This window comes from Algoriphagus sp., assembly GCF_024305035.1.
Taxonomy (GTDB): Bacteria; Bacteroidota; Bacteroidia; order Cytophagales; family Cyclobacteriaceae; genus Algoriphagus.
In genome coordinates this window covers 70,729-85,916 of record NZ_JAMWZB010000018.1, presented here as the reverse complement: position 1 = coordinate 85,916, position 15,188 = coordinate 70,729, and the positions used below count along the sequence as shown (strand labels likewise).

The following is a 15,188-nucleotide window of genomic DNA, read 5'->3' as shown; positions in this document are numbered from 1 at the left end:
CAATATACATAAATAATGTACGGAGAAACAAGAATGTTTGGATTAAAAAAAAGAAAACCCCGAAACAGATGTTTCGGGGTGGATATAAAAACAGATTCCTTAAGCGGATCTTGAAGTACGTTTTTTCTTTGGTGTGGGTTCCTCCTCAATTTCGTCTTCTACACCGGCGAGTATTCTACCGCAATGCTCACAGACAATGAGTTTTTTCTTCTCACGAATATCAGCTTGTCGTTGGGGAGGGACGGTATTGAAACATCCTCCGCAAGCTCCTCTTTTAACCATCACTACGGCCAATCCGTTTTTGGCATTTTCACGGATTTTGGCGTAAGATTTTAAGAGACGCTCTTCAATTTTTTTGACTGCTTTTTCGCGCTCAGCGTTGAGTTTTCCCTCTTCATTTTCACTCTCTGCAACAATGGTGGAGAGCTCGTTTTTCTTCTGATCAAGATCCTTCTGGCGATCCTTCATGACCTCGTTGAGTTCATTTAGATCGTGTTTCTTCTGATCAATTTTGAGACCTGCCTCAGCAATTTTTTTCTTGGCTACTTGAATTTCAAGATCCTGAAGTTCAAGTTCTTTGGTGATGGCATCGTATTCCCGATTATTCCGGACATTCATCTGCTGCTCCTGATATTTTTTGATCAGTTTTTCAGAATCTTTGATGCTTTCTTTCAGGGCTTTGATGCTATCCTCAAAAGATTCGATTTCGCTGTTGAATTTCTGTAGGCGGGTTTCGTAGCCGGCTATTTCATCTTCAAGATCCTGAACTTCTTCAGGAAGCGCTCCCCTTACTTTAAGGATTGCGTCGAGTTTTGAATCTATTAATTGAAGGTTGTGAATGGCCTCTAGTCTTTGTGCTACTGTACTTTCCATGTACTATCGATAGGATGTGGGATTGGTAACTACTTTTGTCAAATAGAGTGCAATATTAGGAAAATTTTGTGACAATAGTTCGCCAAGTAATTCTTTTGTGAAAATTTCACTCTCATAATGGCCGATATCACAAAGGATTAATTGCCCATCGGCATCAAAAAACTCATGGTACTTGATGTCTGCGGTGAGGTAAACATCTGCTTTTGCCCGCTTGGCATCTCCGATCAAAAATACGCCGGCTCCCCCGCAGACTGCAATGGTGTTGACCTTTTTATCGATAATAGGGGTGTGTTTGAGGATCTGCAGGTTCATCCGCTCCTTTAGGTAATCCAGAAAATCAAGAGGTTGCATGGCTTCTTGTAATTGCCCAATCATCCCTGCGCCGACTTCCTGGTTTTCATTTTCCAGATTGCTTAGGTAATAGGCCACCTCCTCATAGGGGTGTGCTTTTTTCATGGCTGCTAAGATTTTTGCATTCAGGTGGGTGGGTAAGATGACTTCCACCCGGGACTCCGCCTCATAATTGGGGACTCCCACGGTACCTGAGAAAGGTTGGGCACCGGCCACCGGAGTAAAGGTTCCCATTCCATCGGTTTGAAAAGAGCAGTTCTTATAATCCCCGATTTGCCCTGCTCCAGCGGCAAATACTGCATCTAAGACTTTGTTTTTATGATCCCGGGGAACAAAGAAAACTAGCTTTTGGAGGATCTGATTTTTGGGTCGAAGAATTTGGGTCTGAGTTAATCCCAGTCGATCGGCAATCCTTTTGTTGACCCCATGGGCTACGTGGTCTAAATTGGTATGGATCGCATAGATCGCGATATCGTTTTTGATGGCTTTGATGACCGTTCGCTCCACGTAGTTTTTTCCCGTAAGGCTTTTGAGGCCTTTAAAAACGATGGGATGATGGGATACAATCAGGTTTGCGCCAAGGGAAATAGCCTCCTCAACTACCGCCTCGGTACAGTCTAGCGAACAGAGTATGCCACTGAGTTCCTGTAAGGGGTCCCCTGTAATCAAGGTCGCATTGTCATAGGACTCCTGGTAGGCTACCGGAGCGGTTTGCTCAAGAAATGAAATTACCTCACGAATCTTATATCCCATAATTTTTTGGTTTATTTGGTCAAAAATACAAATTCTTAGGAATGCACTGGCTGGCTTTTATTTTATTCCCTTTTGCAGTACTCTTTAATTTAATCACCAAAATCCGAAATTACCTGTATGATCAGGGATACCGGAAAAGTCAACTTTCCCCTATTCGGTCGATTTTGGTGGGGAATTTAAGAGTAGGTGGAACTGGGAAAACGCCCATGGTCGAATACTTGATTCGCCAGTTTCATTCCTCCTTCCCGATAGCGACCCTTTCTCGAGGCTATGGACGAAAAACTACCGGGTTTATCCAAGCCACTCCACTTTCTTCTCCGGAAGGAATCGGGGATGAACCCTATCAAATGTATCAAAAATTCGGCGAAAAGGTCAGCGTTTTTGTGGGGGAGGATCGCCTGGCTGCGATCCAACGGATCAAGCAGGAAGCCCCTTCTACAGCGCTTCTGCTCTTGGATGATGCCTTTCAGCATCGCTCAGTTAAACCTCATTTGAGTATCCTGCTGACCACCTACCAAGCTCCTTTCTTCAAGGATTATTTGCTGCCCATGGGTCGGCTTCGTGAATCCCGTTCCAATGCCAACCGGGCAGATTTGATCATCGTCTCGAAGTGCCCGGATTCGATTACTGAAAAGGAAAAGAATGGCATAAAACGTAAAATTCAGCCCTACCTTAAGCGGAATCAGCCGATATTATTTTCAAGAATAGGCTATGGGGATCCGGAGTCTTGGGGAAAGCAGGCGCGGTTTTCTGGAAATGTGGTGTTGATGACCGGGATTGCTCAGGTGGATGCCTTAGAATCCTTTGTCCGATCAAAATTTAGATTGTTGGAAAGCTTGCGGTTAGAGGATCATCATCAGTATGAAAAGCGGGATTTTGAAAAGTTGGGACTTCTTTTGACCAAACATGCGCGTTCGAATCCCGTTGTGTTGACTACCGAGAAAGATGCGGTAAAAGTTAAATCCTTTTATCCCGAAGGATTTATCAGAGAAATTCCGATTTTTGTCATCCCGATTCAGGTGGAGTTTTCCCCCGATGATGCCAAAACATTAAATCAAATCATCCAACAAAAAGTCTTAAAAAAGGACCAATTCGGTGAATAAATCTCTTTTTGGAATTGCCCTATTTTTGTTTTTGCTGAGTTCTTTGGAGCTCTTGGCTCAGCGACCTATTCCCCAGCGGGGCAGGCAGGTACAAAATCCCAATACGCGCGTGCAACGGGAGGCCCTTCAGGAAGGAGAAGAGGAAGAGCTGGAAGGTAGAAGGACCTTGCTCGATGACAGTACCAAAATGGTCTTTGGGCCCAATACCGCCCTTTTTTACTTTGAAGAAGACATCAAACGAAATAGCCTGACCTTATTTCCTCAGGATACCCTGTTGGACAATTACCACAATTATGATCCGGTGGCAAAAAGTGGCTGGAAATATCAGGATTTGGGAAATATCGGCAGTGCGGCCACCCCCGTTTTTTACCAAGTGCCCGAATTGATCGGGACCAGCTCCGGTTTTCATGCCTACGATCTGTATTACCGCAAACCCGAGGAGAGAAGGTATTTTGATACCAAATCACCCTTTACCAATATGTCTGCTTTTTTTGGGGGAGGAAGTCGTAATATGCTCGACATCGAGTTTGCTCGAAATGTCAACCCCCGTTGGAATATTGGATTCGAATTGCATACCATCAAGGCTAGAAAAACGCTCAATCCCACCCGTCGGGATGATAATATGGTCGATCAGACCTCGTATTCGCTTCATACCAATTACCGAACAGAGAATGGACGCTATTGGTTATTGGCTAATTTTTCGCGTATGCGGCACATCGTGAATGAAATCGGGGGCATCATCCCGCCGGAGGTGGACTCGACTTCGGTGTACTTTACCTATGAAGATGCCAAAGTTTGGCTCCGGAATTCCCAAGCGCGCGACCTTCGTCAGGATTATCACCTCTATCATGAATATAAGGTGCGGGACGGATTGCAGCTCTACCATATTTTTGATCGGAAAAATCAGGATTTGACCTTTGAGGCCAATTTAAATTCCACCGACTCCCTCTTTTATCCACCAACTCTGATAAATAAGGATACCACCCGCAATTTCAACGATTTTGCAGAATGGAGAAATGAGTTTGGATTCAAGGGGACTTTTGGCGGGTTTTATTACAATGCTTTTGGCCGACTGCGAAATGGGCGCTTGCGAAACCCCAACGCTGCGGAAAATTTCGTTTTCAACGAGGTGTATTTGGGGGGTGAGCTGATCGGTCAGCTTTCCCAGAAGTGGTCACTTCAGGCAGACGGGGAGTATTTGCTGCCGGGAGCCTTTCGGATTCACGGGTTATTTCAGTCCCCTTGGCTGGATGTAGATTACACCAAGGCCCTGTACAAACCCACTGCCATGCAGCAATTGTATGCAGGCAATCATTTTGAATGGGAGAATGAGTTTGATAACATCGGAGTGGATCAAATAAAAGGGACGGTCAAAATAGACCTGGAGCGGATTCGATTGCGACCTTCTTTGACCCTGAACCGAATCAATAATTACATCTTTTTTGGTCGGGATCGGCAAGTGCAACAGTCCAGTTCAGAGGCGTTTATGGTGATGCCGGGATTGGAAGCCAGAGTTAAAGTAGGAAAGAAATTTCGCTGGGATACCGAGGTAATTTATACTTCTGTAGGCGGGGATGGTTCGGATGCATTTCGGATTCCCGAATGGTATGGCCATACCCAGTTCTACTTTGACAGTCCGGCATTTGATGAGAATGTATTTGTGCAACTCGGTGTGGACATTCGATTCCGGTCCAGCTTTTTTGCCCAAGCTTATTTTCCTTCCTACCAACAGTTTCATTTGCAAAACGAGTTTGAGGTGTACGCTTATCCGGTGGCGGACTTTTTCCTAAACTTTAGGATCAACCGAACTCGGGTTTTGCTCAAATACAACCATTTAAATTCAGGATTTATGGCTCAAGACGGCTATTTTGTGACCCCGGATTACACCGGTTACAAATCATTTCTGGACTTGGGAATAACCTGGTATCTATTTGATTGATGTAAAGCTACCTTAAAAAAGTAATGGAAATACCGATGAGCTGGCAAGAACGGACCAAAGAAAAAATGCTCCACCTTAAACTCCCCACCGACCCTCGGTGGGTGGGGATCGCCCAAATGCAAATTGAAGATATTTTGGTGGATCATGCCTATTGCGAGCAAAAAGCTGCCTCTTCCTGCATTAGCTTGATTTTGAGATTTCATGACTTGGAGCAGCTGGTCGATACCCTAACCCCGATTGTCGCCGAGGAGTGGGGACACTTTGAGCGGGTGATGGAGCAATTGCGTAAGCGAAATTTGAAGTTTAAAGAACCCCGGAAAGACGAATATGTGGCCAAGTTGAATCAATTTGTCAAAAAGGGAGGAAACCGAAAGCAGCAATTGACCGAGGTGTTGCTGTTGAATGCCTTGATCGAGGCGCGAAGCTGTGAGCGGTTTAAGTTGCTGTCCAAGCAAATTCAAGACCAAGAGCTTCAGCGCTTTTATTATGAGCTGATGATTTCCGAGGCGGGCCATTATGTGACCTTTATTGAGCTGGCCAAGCATTACCAAGACGAAAGCTTGGTCAATCAGCGTTGGCAGGAGTGGCTCGAATACGAGGCTCAAGTCCTAAAGAATATGGAAATCCGCGGGGATCGGATGCATTGATGCTGAAATTTAAGCTATTTTAATTCAGGATTTTTAGATTTCCAGATCGGGATTCCCACGAATTAAGTATACTAGAAGTTGAAAAAGAATTAATTTTTAAAAAGCTGTTCTAATCCGAACAAAAAATGAATCTGATCGAAAACGTCCGTGAGGCCCTGAAATCTGTGCAGGTCAATATTTTAAGAACCATTTTGACTGGAGCCATCATTGCCATTGGGATTTCCTCCTTGGTGGGAATGCTTACTGCCATCGATGGGATCAAGGCTCAGATCGCCGAAAGTTTTTCCGGTTTGGGAGCCAATTCCTTTGATGTCAGAAACCGGGGGTTCAGTGGGGGCCGTGCAATTCAGGAAGGAAAGTCAGAGAAAACCTATCCGAAATTGACCTATCGTGAGGTGCAGGAGTTCAAACGGGAGTACTCCTCCATTGGAATGGCAACCGTGTTTGTGTCGGTCTCCGGTTCCGTGGAGGTGAAAAGAGGCTCAGAAACCACCAATCCCAACATTCGAATACGTGGGGGAGACGAAAATTACCTCAGCATCAAGGCGATGGAAATCGAAGAGGGGAGGAATTTCTCCAATCTTGAGGTCCGGTACGGAAACAATGTCTGCATCATCGGACAAGAATTAAAGAATACGCTTTTTGAAAACAATGAAAACCCGATCAACAAAAAAATCACTTTTTTTGGAAGGCCCTATACCATTATCGGGGTGTTGGAAAAGCAAGGCGCCGTAGGCAATGATCAAGGGGCAGACCGGCAAATCATCATTCCGGTAGAGAATGCAGCCAGATTGGATAAGCGGGGAGTGTTCAATTACACCGTGACCGCCTTAGCTACCTCGCCCGAGCGGGTGGAATATGAAATGGGACAGGCAACTGGAATGATGCGAAAAATCAGGCAGGATAATGTCATTCAGGAGGATTCGTTTGAGCTAACCAAAAGTCAATCGGTAGCCGAAAGTCTCGAGGAGGTAGCCGGTTACCTGCGTATCGGTGGATTTGGAATCGGATTTATTACCCTGCTGGGCGCATCGATCGGTTTGATGAATATCATGTTGGTTTCAGTGACCGAACGAACTCGGGAAATTGGAGTCCGAAAAGCCTTGGGAGCTACGCCGCTTCGGATTCGGCAGCAGTTTTTGATGGAAGCGATCATGATTTGTATTCTCGGGGGGATCGTCGGGATGATTCTAGGAATTGCCTTGGGAAATGTTATTGCTAACTTGATCGGGCCCGGAGGATTTTTAGTGCCTTGGCTTTGGATGCTCGTTGCTTTTGCAATCTGCGTGGTAGTAGGCTTGCTTTCGGGTTATTTCCCCGCCTACAAGGCGAGTAAACTAGACCCTATCGAATCCTTAAGGTATGAGTAAAGGCCCCAAAGAGGGACTTTGCTTTTGAAGTCATTCCGAGGACTAGTTTAAAAATTTTATAAAAGTCTCGGCTGAATCGATTATTTTTCGATAATGAAGCAAAATGAATTCGACGCCATTGTTGTGGGTTCGGGCATTTCAGGAGGCTGGGCTGCCAAAGAACTCTGTGAGAAAGGATTGAAAACCCTGGTTTTAGAACGAGGCAGGGAAGTACAACATCTTAAAGATTACCCCACGATGACTGCGCATCCTTGGGAGATGCCTCACCGAAATCAAATTCCACTAGCCGATAAAAAGGCAAATCCAGTGGTCAACCGATGCTATGCCTATAAGGAGGATACCGCTCATTTTTTTGTCAAAGATACCGAACACCCCTATGTGCAGGATAAGCCTTTTGATTGGGTTCGTGGTTATCAGGTCGGCGGGAAGTCTTTGATTTGGGCCAGGCAGACCCAGCGCTGGAGTAGGTATGATTTTGAAGGCCCAGCTCGGGATGGATTTGCTGTGGATTGGCCGATCCGCTATGAAGATATTGATCCCTGGTACAGCTACGTGGAGAAATTCGTCGGGATCAGCGGGAGTTACGAGGGGCTGGATACCTTACCGGATGGGGAGTTTCTCAAAGCCTGGGAAATGAATTGCGTGGAAAAAGAAATCAGGGACCGGGTCAATGCGCATTATCAAGATCGAAAATTCATCATCGGGCGTTGTGCCCATTTAACCCAGCCCAAAGAGGAGCATCTAGCTCAGGGAAGGGGACAGTGCATGGCCCGAAATCAATGCTATCGGGGCTGTCCTTTCGGAGGATATTTTAGCAGTAATTCGTCTACTTTACCTTGGGCGGCCAAAACCGGTAAGCTAACTGTACGGCCGGATTCGGTGGTTCATTCCCTGATTTGGGATGAGCAGAACCAAAAAGTGACCGGAGTGCGGGTAGTCGACCGGCTGACTAAGGAAGCCAAAGAATATTTTGCCAAGGTAATTTTCCTCAACGCCTCTGCGCTGAATACCAATCTTATCCTGTTAAACAGTCAGTCTACGCGTTTTCCTGCCGGTTTAGGAAATGAGCATGGGATTTTGGGAAAATACATTGCCTTTCATAATTACCGGGGAACCTTGGGTGGATCAGTTGAGGGATTTGAGGATAAGCAGCAGTTTGGCCGAAGGCCAACTGCGGTGATGATGCCCAATTTCCGGAATGTCAAGCAGCAAGAAATGGATTTTCTTCGAGGCTATATGACCTTTTATTCAGCAGGAAGAGGAGGCTGGGGTGGAGAGCCTGAAGCGCCTTTCGGAGCCGGTTTTAAAGAAGCCAATAGTAAGCCAGGCCCTTGGCATGTGTTTATGATGATGCAGGGGGAGACGATCCCCAAAGAAAGTAATCAGGTGAGTTTGGATCCTGATCAAAAAGATGCTTGGGGAGTTCCGCTGCTAAAAATAAAGGTGGATTACGATGAAAATGATGAGAAAATCATCAAAGACTTTCTGGAGCAGGGCGAAGAAATGCTTCATATCGGCGGGGCAAAAAACATTTATAAATCCGATAGTAAGCAGGCCCCCGGACTTGATATTCACGAGATGGGAGGGGTTCGTATGGGAAAGGATCCCAAAACCTCTTTACTCAATGCCTACAACCAGATGCATTTGGCACCCAATGTCTTTGTGACCGATGGGGCATGCATGACCTCTACAGGAACCCAAAACCCTTCGATTACCTACATGGCCTTGACTGCTCGGGCGGTGGATTATGCGGTAAAGGAGTTAAAAAAAGGGAACTTGAAGTAATATCCGGAAGAATAGGTTTCTGACCACAGAAATAAAAGTGAGGTATTTCTGTGGTTTTTTTTATAGGTTCAAGGTTAAATCAAACCCATTAACCGATGGGATCAAGCCTGAGTTGAACCTCTCCCCCTAAACAGGACTGGCAACTCATGTGAGATTCCAGGTGACCTTAAAAAAATGACAGACTCATGATACGAATGATTCAATTAGTACTGGCTTTTAGCTTATTGCCCTTTTTGGTTCACGCCGAGGCAAGTCCCGGTACCTACAAATTGGTGATCGCCGGTTTTGACTGGGGACCGGCAGTCCAAAAGGTGATCATCAGCCCGGAGGAAAAACTGGAAAATACGGCAGCCTCTGATTTTGAGGTTTTTGTTCATCGATCTACTGTAGATGGCCAGATTCCTTCCACCCAGCAATCAGGAAAAAGGGACGTGATTTATACCTATCCTTCGGATGAAAATGGAAACCGACAAGCTCAAGGAGCACACCTGACTTTGGTGTTGGAGGTAAACCCTACCCAGCCGTTGGGTTCGCCGATACAATACATGCGGGTAGGCGAACGAGGAGGGAATTTTTGGATTACTTACGAGTTAACTATCCTCCATTCGAGTTCGGGTCAAATCTGGAATGAGGAGTCCGATCGAATCCTGCCATTGGTGGATGAATTTGATCTTTCTGAGAAGTTCACCTACCAAAACAAAATGACACTTTCTTATGCTGCGTTCCGCCCGGAGACCCAAACTTCGCAGATGCCTTTGCTGATTTGGCTTCATGGTGGTGGGGAAGGAGGTGAAGATCCTACCATTCCGCTATTGGGCAACCGAGCAGCAAATTATGCTTCAGATGAAATCCAAGCCTATTTTGGAGGAGCCCATGTCTTAGTGCCTCAAGCCCCAACTTTTTGGATGCAATCAGAAGATGGCAGCTATACCCGAGGGGATCGAGAGGATATTTATCATGAGGCCCTATTTGCTTTAATCGAGGAATATGTAGGGGCCAATCCTGAAATCGACTCAGATCGGATTTATGTTGGAGGTTGCTCCAACGGAGGATACATGTCGCTGAAGCTGATCTTGGAACATCCCGAGTATTTTGCCGCAGGCTACATCAGTGCTTTGGCCTATCACAATGAGTTTGTGAGTGATGAACAAATCAAACGCATCAAAAATGTGCCGATTTGGTTTGTGCATTCGGCGGATGACGGCACCACCAAGCCCGATGAAACGGTCGTGCCCATTTACCAAAGGCTGAAGGAAGCGGGTGCCAAAAACGTGATTTTTAGCTACTACGATCACGTGACGGACATCACCGGATTTTACGGCGGAAGCGATTTTCACTATCCCGGACATTGGTCTTGGATTTATTCCCACGCGAATACGGCCCGAACCGATTTTGATGGTTCACTGGTGAAGCTGGATGGAAAACCGGTGACGATTATGGAGTGGCTTGCTGCACAAAAACGCTGATCTAGAACGGAAGAAAAAAAGCAAAAGAAAATCCAACAGTAAAAAACAAGGGGGAATTCAGTAGGAATTCCCCCTTGTTTTTAATTGATGTGGTGGAATTAAACCCAATCGGTTTTTCGGGGATCTAGCCCATATTCGTTAGGCCCCTCTTGACCTTCTTTCCATGCCAGCCAAATGAAGCCTATAAAATTTACAGGGGGTGGAATCAACAGGTATAAAGCATATTTCCAATCCATCCCAATGTCATGTAATCTTCGGATGGCCTGAATCAACAAGAGCACTATGGAAGCGATCAATATGATTCCAAATGAAAAGAAAGAGGGCCAGGCCTCAATTTGATACGATTCCCAGACCTTCATCAAGCAAAGTAAATTGACGAAATAAAAAAACATAAATAGCGTCAAGTATTTTCGTCGAGTGATTCTACCTTCGGGTTTAAATATCGATTTCATAACTAGTAAACAAGGCAAATACAGAATTGTTTAGCTTGTTTTACTAGATTGATTCTGAATACGTTAATTTATTTGTAGATCTATGGACACGTTATTTTCTGATCAAAATGCTCAAAAAGCCGAAAAGCTGGGGAGTTTGATTCCCGAGTGGCTGGACAAAATTTATGCAGAAAATTGGTTTAAACTTTTTGTGCCGAAAGCAAATGGCGGATTAGCCTTGGGTTTTCCTGAGGCACTGGCGGTGGAAGAGAAATTAGCCCAACTTGATGGTAGTTTGGGCTGGACAGTCACGCTGTGTGCCGGGGCGGGTTGGTTTGTCGGCTTTTTGGAGGATTCGCTACGAAAGGAAGTTTTTGCTGACCCAAAGGTATGCCTGGCAGGAAGTGGATTTGTGGGTGGAAAGGCTGAAATCCGCCCTGATTCCTACCTAATTTCCGGGCATTGGACTTATGCTTCAGGGGCAGTGCATGCCACCCACTTTACGGCAAATTGTGAAATCTGGGATAAGGGGAAGGTAGTCCTGGACCCCGAAGGAAAACCTTTGGTGAAGGCCTTTATATTAAAACGAACAGAAGTTGAGATTCTTGATGCCTGGCATTACATGGGCATGGTGGCTACAGGAAGTCATGCGTTTAAAACTTCTGAATTAACTGTGCCACGCAATCGGTCCTTTGAAATCTTACCTGAAAGGGCGAAGCTTTCTGAGCCCATTTATCAATTTCCATTTATGCCCTTTGCCGAAGCTACCTTGGCAGTGAATATTCTGGGAATCAGCCTGCATGTAATCGAATTGATTCAAGCCTCTTTTTGGCAAAGACATGAACGCAAACCCTTCTCGGCCGATCAGTTGGCCTATTTTATACGACTGGCCAAAAAATCCGAAAAAAGACTCCAGAAGATTCGTGCTACGTTTTACAAGAAAGTTGAAAAAGCCTGGAAAGAATTGGAGGAGTGCAATCAGCTTTCCTTAACATCTCAACAATCCATCAGTAAAATCAGCCGAAAAATGACGGGCCGTTGCCGGAAGGTAACTGCAGCGCTGTATCCTTTTGCAGGGTTGGAAGCGGCCAAAACCGAGACCGAACTCAACCGGGTTTGGCGGGATTTCAACACGGTTTGTCAGCATTCGCTTTTGACATTTCCATTCTAATAGGACTGGAGCCCTCTTTCTTTGCACTTTCCTTGTTTTGGGTAATTCACTTGGCTGTTCAGGACAAGGACTTTTTGTTTTGCTTCAAATTGTTTAAATTATTGTCTAAATGATGACAATATGATTAACAATACGCAGGACTATTTCAAAGGTAGGGGCGCACAGATTCAGTCTGGCAATCGTTTTTTACAGCAAAGGATTGTGCAGGAACACGTCGAGGGCCTGGATGAGGAAATGATCCTCCATCCAAAGACTGAAGTTCGGATTGAGCATCCCAAAGGGATTGTCAATCCCATTTCAAGCCCGGATTTAGGCATGAGTTTTTCGCTCAATCCCTATCAAGGCTGCGAACACGGCTGCATTTATTGCTATGCGAGAAACTCTCATGAATACTATGGGTACAGTGCGGGGTTGGATTTCGAAACCAAGCTGATGGTCAAACCCGATGCCCCGCAGCTGCTCGAAAAAAAGCTGCTGAGCAAATCCTGGAAAGTGACCCCCATTTCCCTTTCCGGAAATACGGACTGTTATCAGCCTTTGGAAAAAGAGATGAAAATCACGCGTGAACTGCTCAAGGTCTTTGTTCGCTATCGTCATCCCGTCGGTTTAATCACCAAAAACAGGTTGATTCTCCGGGATGTGGATTTGTTACAGGATTTGGCCAAAGATCGATTGGTTCAGGTTTACATTTCAATCACAACCTTAGATGAAGCGTTAAGAAGAACGATGGAGCCTCGTACAGCTGCTGCTAGTAAAAGGTTGAATGTGGTGGAGCAATTAAGTAAGGCCGGGGTACCGGTAGCCGTCATGAATGCACCGATTATTCCGGGGCTAAACCATCAGGAAATTCCTGCGGTATTGAAAGCTGCCGCCGACCATGGTGCTCAAGGAGCGGGCTACACGGTGGTTAGACTCAATGGACAACTGGAGGTAATTTTTTCAGATTGGCTGCGCAAAAATTTTCCCGACCGTTTTGATAAAGTCATGAATCAAATTGCCGATTTACATGGCGGTCAGGTGCGGGATAATCAGTTTGGTCGCCGAATGAAAGGGGAAGGGGTACTGGCCCAAAGCATTCAGCAGCTTTTTAGACAATCCCGAAAAATCTATTTTGCCGATCGAAAGCTCCCTGAATTTAATTTGACCGCATTTCGCAAGGGTGGGAATTTGAGCTTTGAGTTTTGAAAAAAGTGGAAGAAAGTCAAAAACTCCCGAAAAATCAGCAAGTTGAAGACTTTTCGGGAGAAATTTTGTGAAGGCTATTTATTCCCCTGCCAACGCAGTGAGTGGAGCATGGTGCTCATGAATTATTTTCCAACCCGCATCCGTTTGTGCCAAGAGCAAGGAAATTTGTATCCACCCGAGTAACCCCGTCTTTGCTAGTTTGATTTTTTATTAATGAAAAGTTTATAATAATTGGGCAGGAGTTCCTGTATTTTCTTGATGTTGGTGTCCATGATATGGTCGAATACATACTTGAGCCACTGCTGAGGATTGACTTCTTCGATTTTGCACATGGCAAAAAACGAGTAGATCATTGCTGCCCGTTGTGCCGCCTCATGGGAACCTGCGAACAGGTAATTTTTTCGACCCAGGAATAGCAGTGAGTTTAAAAAATCCCTTGAATCCATCGATTGCCCTATTTTGCTTTTAACAGCATCTAATGATAAAGTTACCACCCACACTTCGGCTATGAACCTTCAGCAGAACCTTGGGACCAATTGTTCAATTATCCGATATGAAGGTGAGCACTTAACTGGATTTCAAGTGGATTATGACAATTTGGGATTTGGAGGATGGTTTGTGGGGCAGATAGCTAGATTTCTAAGTGAGGAGTAAATTTGATCTTGATTTTTTAAATCAAATTGGGGAAAAGATACCGGAAATTTCATTGATGGGTCAAGTGATGTTTAAATCATCTTTTACCTAAAATTCTGAACCTTTTCATTTAATTTAGTGTACCAATACGTGTACACAAAATTTGAATCCATGATAGTCATAAGCACAAGAGAGTTTCGGCAAAATCTCAAAAAATATTTAGATCTGATTGATAAGAATGAACGGGTGATCATCCAGCGGGGAAAGGATAAAGTGTATGAAATTTCAAACGAAGTAAAAAATGACCGATTCTTTGATGATCCAGCCGTACAGGAACGATTGGCCAAGAGCATTCAGTCTTACTCCGAAGGTAAAACTGTAAAATTGTCTGATGACCAATTGAAGGATCTACTTGGTATATGATATTTGAGATTGACTATACATTTGAGGCACTGGAAGATATTGAGAAGCTGAAGAAGACTGGAAACAAAGTTATTTTAAAGAAACTTTTCTCCCTTATCCAAGAACTAAAGCAACACCCTGAAACGGGCACAGGGGAACCGGAAAGACTCAAACACTACCAGTTAAACACCTGGTCGAGAAGAATAGATAGAAAACACAGGCTTGTATATCTGATAGATGGAACAAAAATCGTCGTGACGATTTTAGGTGCCTATGGTCATTATGGTGATAAATAAAGCCAGCTTTATTCCTGAGGATTAATTTGGTCAACTCTAACTTCAGATACAGCAAAAAGAAAAAATTGGAATTTAATTTTGGTAGATCAAATCCATGGGCCGATTAAATTTTAGGAATCGAAACACTGGGTGAGGACTCAATCTCCCTGTGTGATGAAAATAATGTTTTTGTAGCTTGGCCAATCTTAAATCTAAGCCTTTGAATTAATATGCTGGAGCCATTTTTGATCGTCACCTTATTTCTAGGAACTGGATTTGTACTTTTCTTGGTTCAAGACGCACATTTGAAGAAGCCCTTTCTTTCCAGAATGGGTTTTAGGCTAGTCAGCCTTGGTTCATTCTGCTTTTTTCTTCTGGGGACCTTGGCTTCTTTGAAGTTTCTTTTTGGCTTCTAAAGCTATTCGCAATTCGTACCAATCGTACACTTCGTACCCCTCGCACGGTACGAATCGTTCGAGCCTGTTTAAAAAGGGAGCGATAGGATGCAGAGTAAATAACTGGCGTGATCTAAATCCAAAAAAACGACAAATTCTGATCTAGAGCAGATTCATAAGACCCTAAAAAGATCCCTGTGTCTAAAAATAAAATCCTAACTATCAGTATTTCAGACGGTTATGGCTTTGTCTTGCAGAGGAGGAGGGATTCGAACCTTTCTCGTAAGCTATTGATTATCAATTATTAACAAACCTCCGACAAAATGGACGTGGAGATTTACGCTTTTTCAAAGTGATGAATTTTCGTGCAAAATTCTATACCTGTAAAGTAATATTTTTATGTAGTAAA

General features: G+C 44.5%; 13 protein-coding genes and 1 pseudogene. 10 read left to right on the top strand and 4 right to left on the bottom strand.

Going from position 1 to position 15,188, the window contains the following annotated elements; all coding sequences use genetic code 11:
* Positions 1-99: 99 nt before the first annotated feature.
* Both Q0L00_RS11840 and Q0L00_RS11835 read right to left on the bottom strand, forming a co-directional pair.
* Positions 100-873, bottom strand: coding sequence for a C4-type zinc ribbon domain-containing protein (locus tag Q0L00_RS11840; protein WP_297337089.1), 774 nt, complete (start codon positions 871-873; stop codon positions 100-102).
* A gap of 3 nt (positions 874-876) precedes the next feature.
* On the bottom strand, positions 877-1,977 hold the full coding sequence (locus tag Q0L00_RS11835; protein WP_297337088.1) for a Nif3-like dinuclear metal center hexameric protein: 1,101 nt from the start codon (positions 1,975-1,977) through the stop codon (positions 877-879).
* Positions 1,978-2,018: 41 nt separating this feature from the next.
* Between Q0L00_RS11835 and lpxK the strand changes: the two genes are divergently transcribed.
* The 6 genes from lpxK (at position 2,019) to Q0L00_RS11805 (ending at position 10,287) form a co-directional block, all read left to right on the top strand.
* The gene (gene lpxK, locus Q0L00_RS11830; RefSeq protein WP_297337087.1) at positions 2,019-3,080 is read left to right on the top strand and encodes a tetraacyldisaccharide 4'-kinase; all 1,062 of its coding nucleotides are present in this window, start codon (positions 2,019-2,021) and stop codon (positions 3,078-3,080) included.
* Positions 3,073-5,019, top strand: coding sequence for a putative porin (locus tag Q0L00_RS11825; RefSeq protein WP_297337086.1), 1,947 nt, complete (start codon positions 3,073-3,075; stop codon positions 5,017-5,019). The genes lpxK and Q0L00_RS11825 overlap by 8 nt, the downstream gene beginning before the upstream one ends.
* A 35-nt stretch (positions 5,020-5,054) precedes the next feature.
* Positions 5,055-5,666 (top strand): tRNA-(ms[2]io[6]A)-hydroxylase, encoded by a 612-nt coding sequence (locus tag Q0L00_RS11820; protein ID WP_297337085.1) that lies wholly within the window; start codon positions 5,055-5,057, stop codon positions 5,664-5,666.
* 125 nt (positions 5,667-5,791) lie between these two features.
* Positions 5,792-7,036: an ABC transporter permease gene (locus Q0L00_RS11815; protein WP_297337084.1), complete on the top strand. Its 1,245-nt coding sequence runs from the start codon at positions 5,792-5,794 to the stop codon at positions 7,034-7,036.
* A 93-nt stretch (positions 7,037-7,129) separates the two neighbouring features.
* Positions 7,130-8,821, top strand: a complete 1,692-nt coding sequence (locus tag Q0L00_RS11810; protein WP_297337083.1) for a GMC family oxidoreductase — start codon at positions 7,130-7,132, stop codon at positions 8,819-8,821.
* A 185-nt stretch (positions 8,822-9,006) separates the two neighbouring features.
* Positions 9,007-10,287 (top strand): prolyl oligopeptidase family serine peptidase, encoded by a 1,281-nt coding sequence (locus Q0L00_RS11805; protein ID WP_297337082.1) that lies wholly within the window; start codon positions 9,007-9,009, stop codon positions 10,285-10,287.
* A gap of 98 nt (positions 10,288-10,385) precedes the next feature.
* Here the strand turns inward: Q0L00_RS11805 and Q0L00_RS11800 are convergent, their stop codons facing one another.
* Positions 10,386-10,739, bottom strand: coding sequence for a DUF805 domain-containing protein (locus Q0L00_RS11800; RefSeq protein WP_297337081.1), 354 nt, complete (start codon positions 10,737-10,739; stop codon positions 10,386-10,388).
* A gap of 82 nt (positions 10,740-10,821) precedes the next feature.
* Between Q0L00_RS11800 and Q0L00_RS11795 the strand changes: the two genes are divergently transcribed.
* Positions 10,822-11,889: an acyl-CoA dehydrogenase gene (locus Q0L00_RS11795; protein WP_297337080.1), complete on the top strand. Its 1,068-nt coding sequence runs from the start codon at positions 10,822-10,824 to the stop codon at positions 11,887-11,889.
* 120 nt (positions 11,890-12,009) lie between these two features.
* Positions 12,010-13,074, top strand: coding sequence for a PA0069 family radical SAM protein (locus Q0L00_RS11790; RefSeq protein WP_297337079.1), 1,065 nt, complete (start codon positions 12,010-12,012; stop codon positions 13,072-13,074).
* Positions 13,075-13,268: 194 nt separating this feature from the next.
* Here the strand turns inward: Q0L00_RS11790 and Q0L00_RS11785 are convergent.
* Positions 13,269-13,499, bottom strand: a pseudogene (locus tag Q0L00_RS11785) (transposase domain-containing protein); the annotation flags it as partial.
* Positions 13,500-13,878: 379 nt separating this feature from the next.
* On the opposite strand from Q0L00_RS11785, the gene Q0L00_RS11780 reads away from it, so the two are divergent.
* Positions 13,879-14,130 (top strand): type II toxin-antitoxin system Phd/YefM family antitoxin, encoded by a 252-nt coding sequence (locus Q0L00_RS11780; RefSeq protein WP_297337078.1) that lies wholly within the window; start codon positions 13,879-13,881, stop codon positions 14,128-14,130.
* A complete protein-coding gene (locus tag Q0L00_RS11775) occupies positions 14,127-14,405 on the top strand; it encodes a Txe/YoeB family addiction module toxin (protein ID WP_297337077.1) in 279 nt (92 codons plus the stop codon). The genes Q0L00_RS11780 and Q0L00_RS11775 overlap by 4 nt, the downstream gene beginning before the upstream one ends.
* Positions 14,406-15,188: the final 783 nt, after the last annotated feature.

Excerpts from the sequence above, each read along its gene's own strand:
- Q0L00_RS11815 (WP_297337084.1), top strand. The coding sequence starts at position 5,792 with ATGAATCTGATCGAAAACGTCCGTGAGGCCCTGAAATCTGTGCAGGTC.
- Q0L00_RS11775 (WP_297337077.1), top strand. The coding sequence starts at position 14,127 with ATGATATTTGAGATTGACTATACATTTGAGGCACTGGAAGATATTGAG.
- Q0L00_RS11780 (WP_297337078.1), top strand. The coding sequence starts at position 13,879 with ATGATAGTCATAAGCACAAGAGAGTTTCGGCAAAATCTCAAAAAATAT.
- Q0L00_RS11810 (WP_297337083.1), top strand. The coding sequence starts at position 7,130 with ATGAAGCAAAATGAATTCGACGCCATTGTTGTGGGTTCGGGCATTTCA.
- Q0L00_RS11795 (WP_297337080.1), top strand. The coding sequence starts at position 10,822 with ATGGACACGTTATTTTCTGATCAAAATGCTCAAAAAGCCGAAAAGCTG.
- Q0L00_RS11800 (WP_297337081.1), bottom strand. The coding sequence starts at position 10,739 with ATGAAATCGATATTTAAACCCGAAGGTAGAATCACTCGACGAAAATAC.
- Q0L00_RS11835 (WP_297337088.1), bottom strand. The coding sequence starts at position 1,977 with ATGGGATATAAGATTCGTGAGGTAATTTCATTTCTTGAGCAAACCGCT.
- lpxK (WP_297337087.1), top strand. The coding sequence starts at position 2,019 with ATGCACTGGCTGGCTTTTATTTTATTCCCTTTTGCAGTACTCTTTAAT.
- Q0L00_RS11790 (WP_297337079.1), top strand. The coding sequence starts at position 12,010 with ATGATTAACAATACGCAGGACTATTTCAAAGGTAGGGGCGCACAGATT.
- Q0L00_RS11840 (WP_297337089.1), bottom strand. The coding sequence starts at position 873 with ATGGAAAGTACAGTAGCACAAAGACTAGAGGCCATTCACAACCTTCAA.
- Q0L00_RS11805 (WP_297337082.1), top strand. The coding sequence starts at position 9,007 with ATGATACGAATGATTCAATTAGTACTGGCTTTTAGCTTATTGCCCTTT.
- Q0L00_RS11820 (WP_297337085.1), top strand. The coding sequence starts at position 5,055 with ATGAGCTGGCAAGAACGGACCAAAGAAAAAATGCTCCACCTTAAACTC.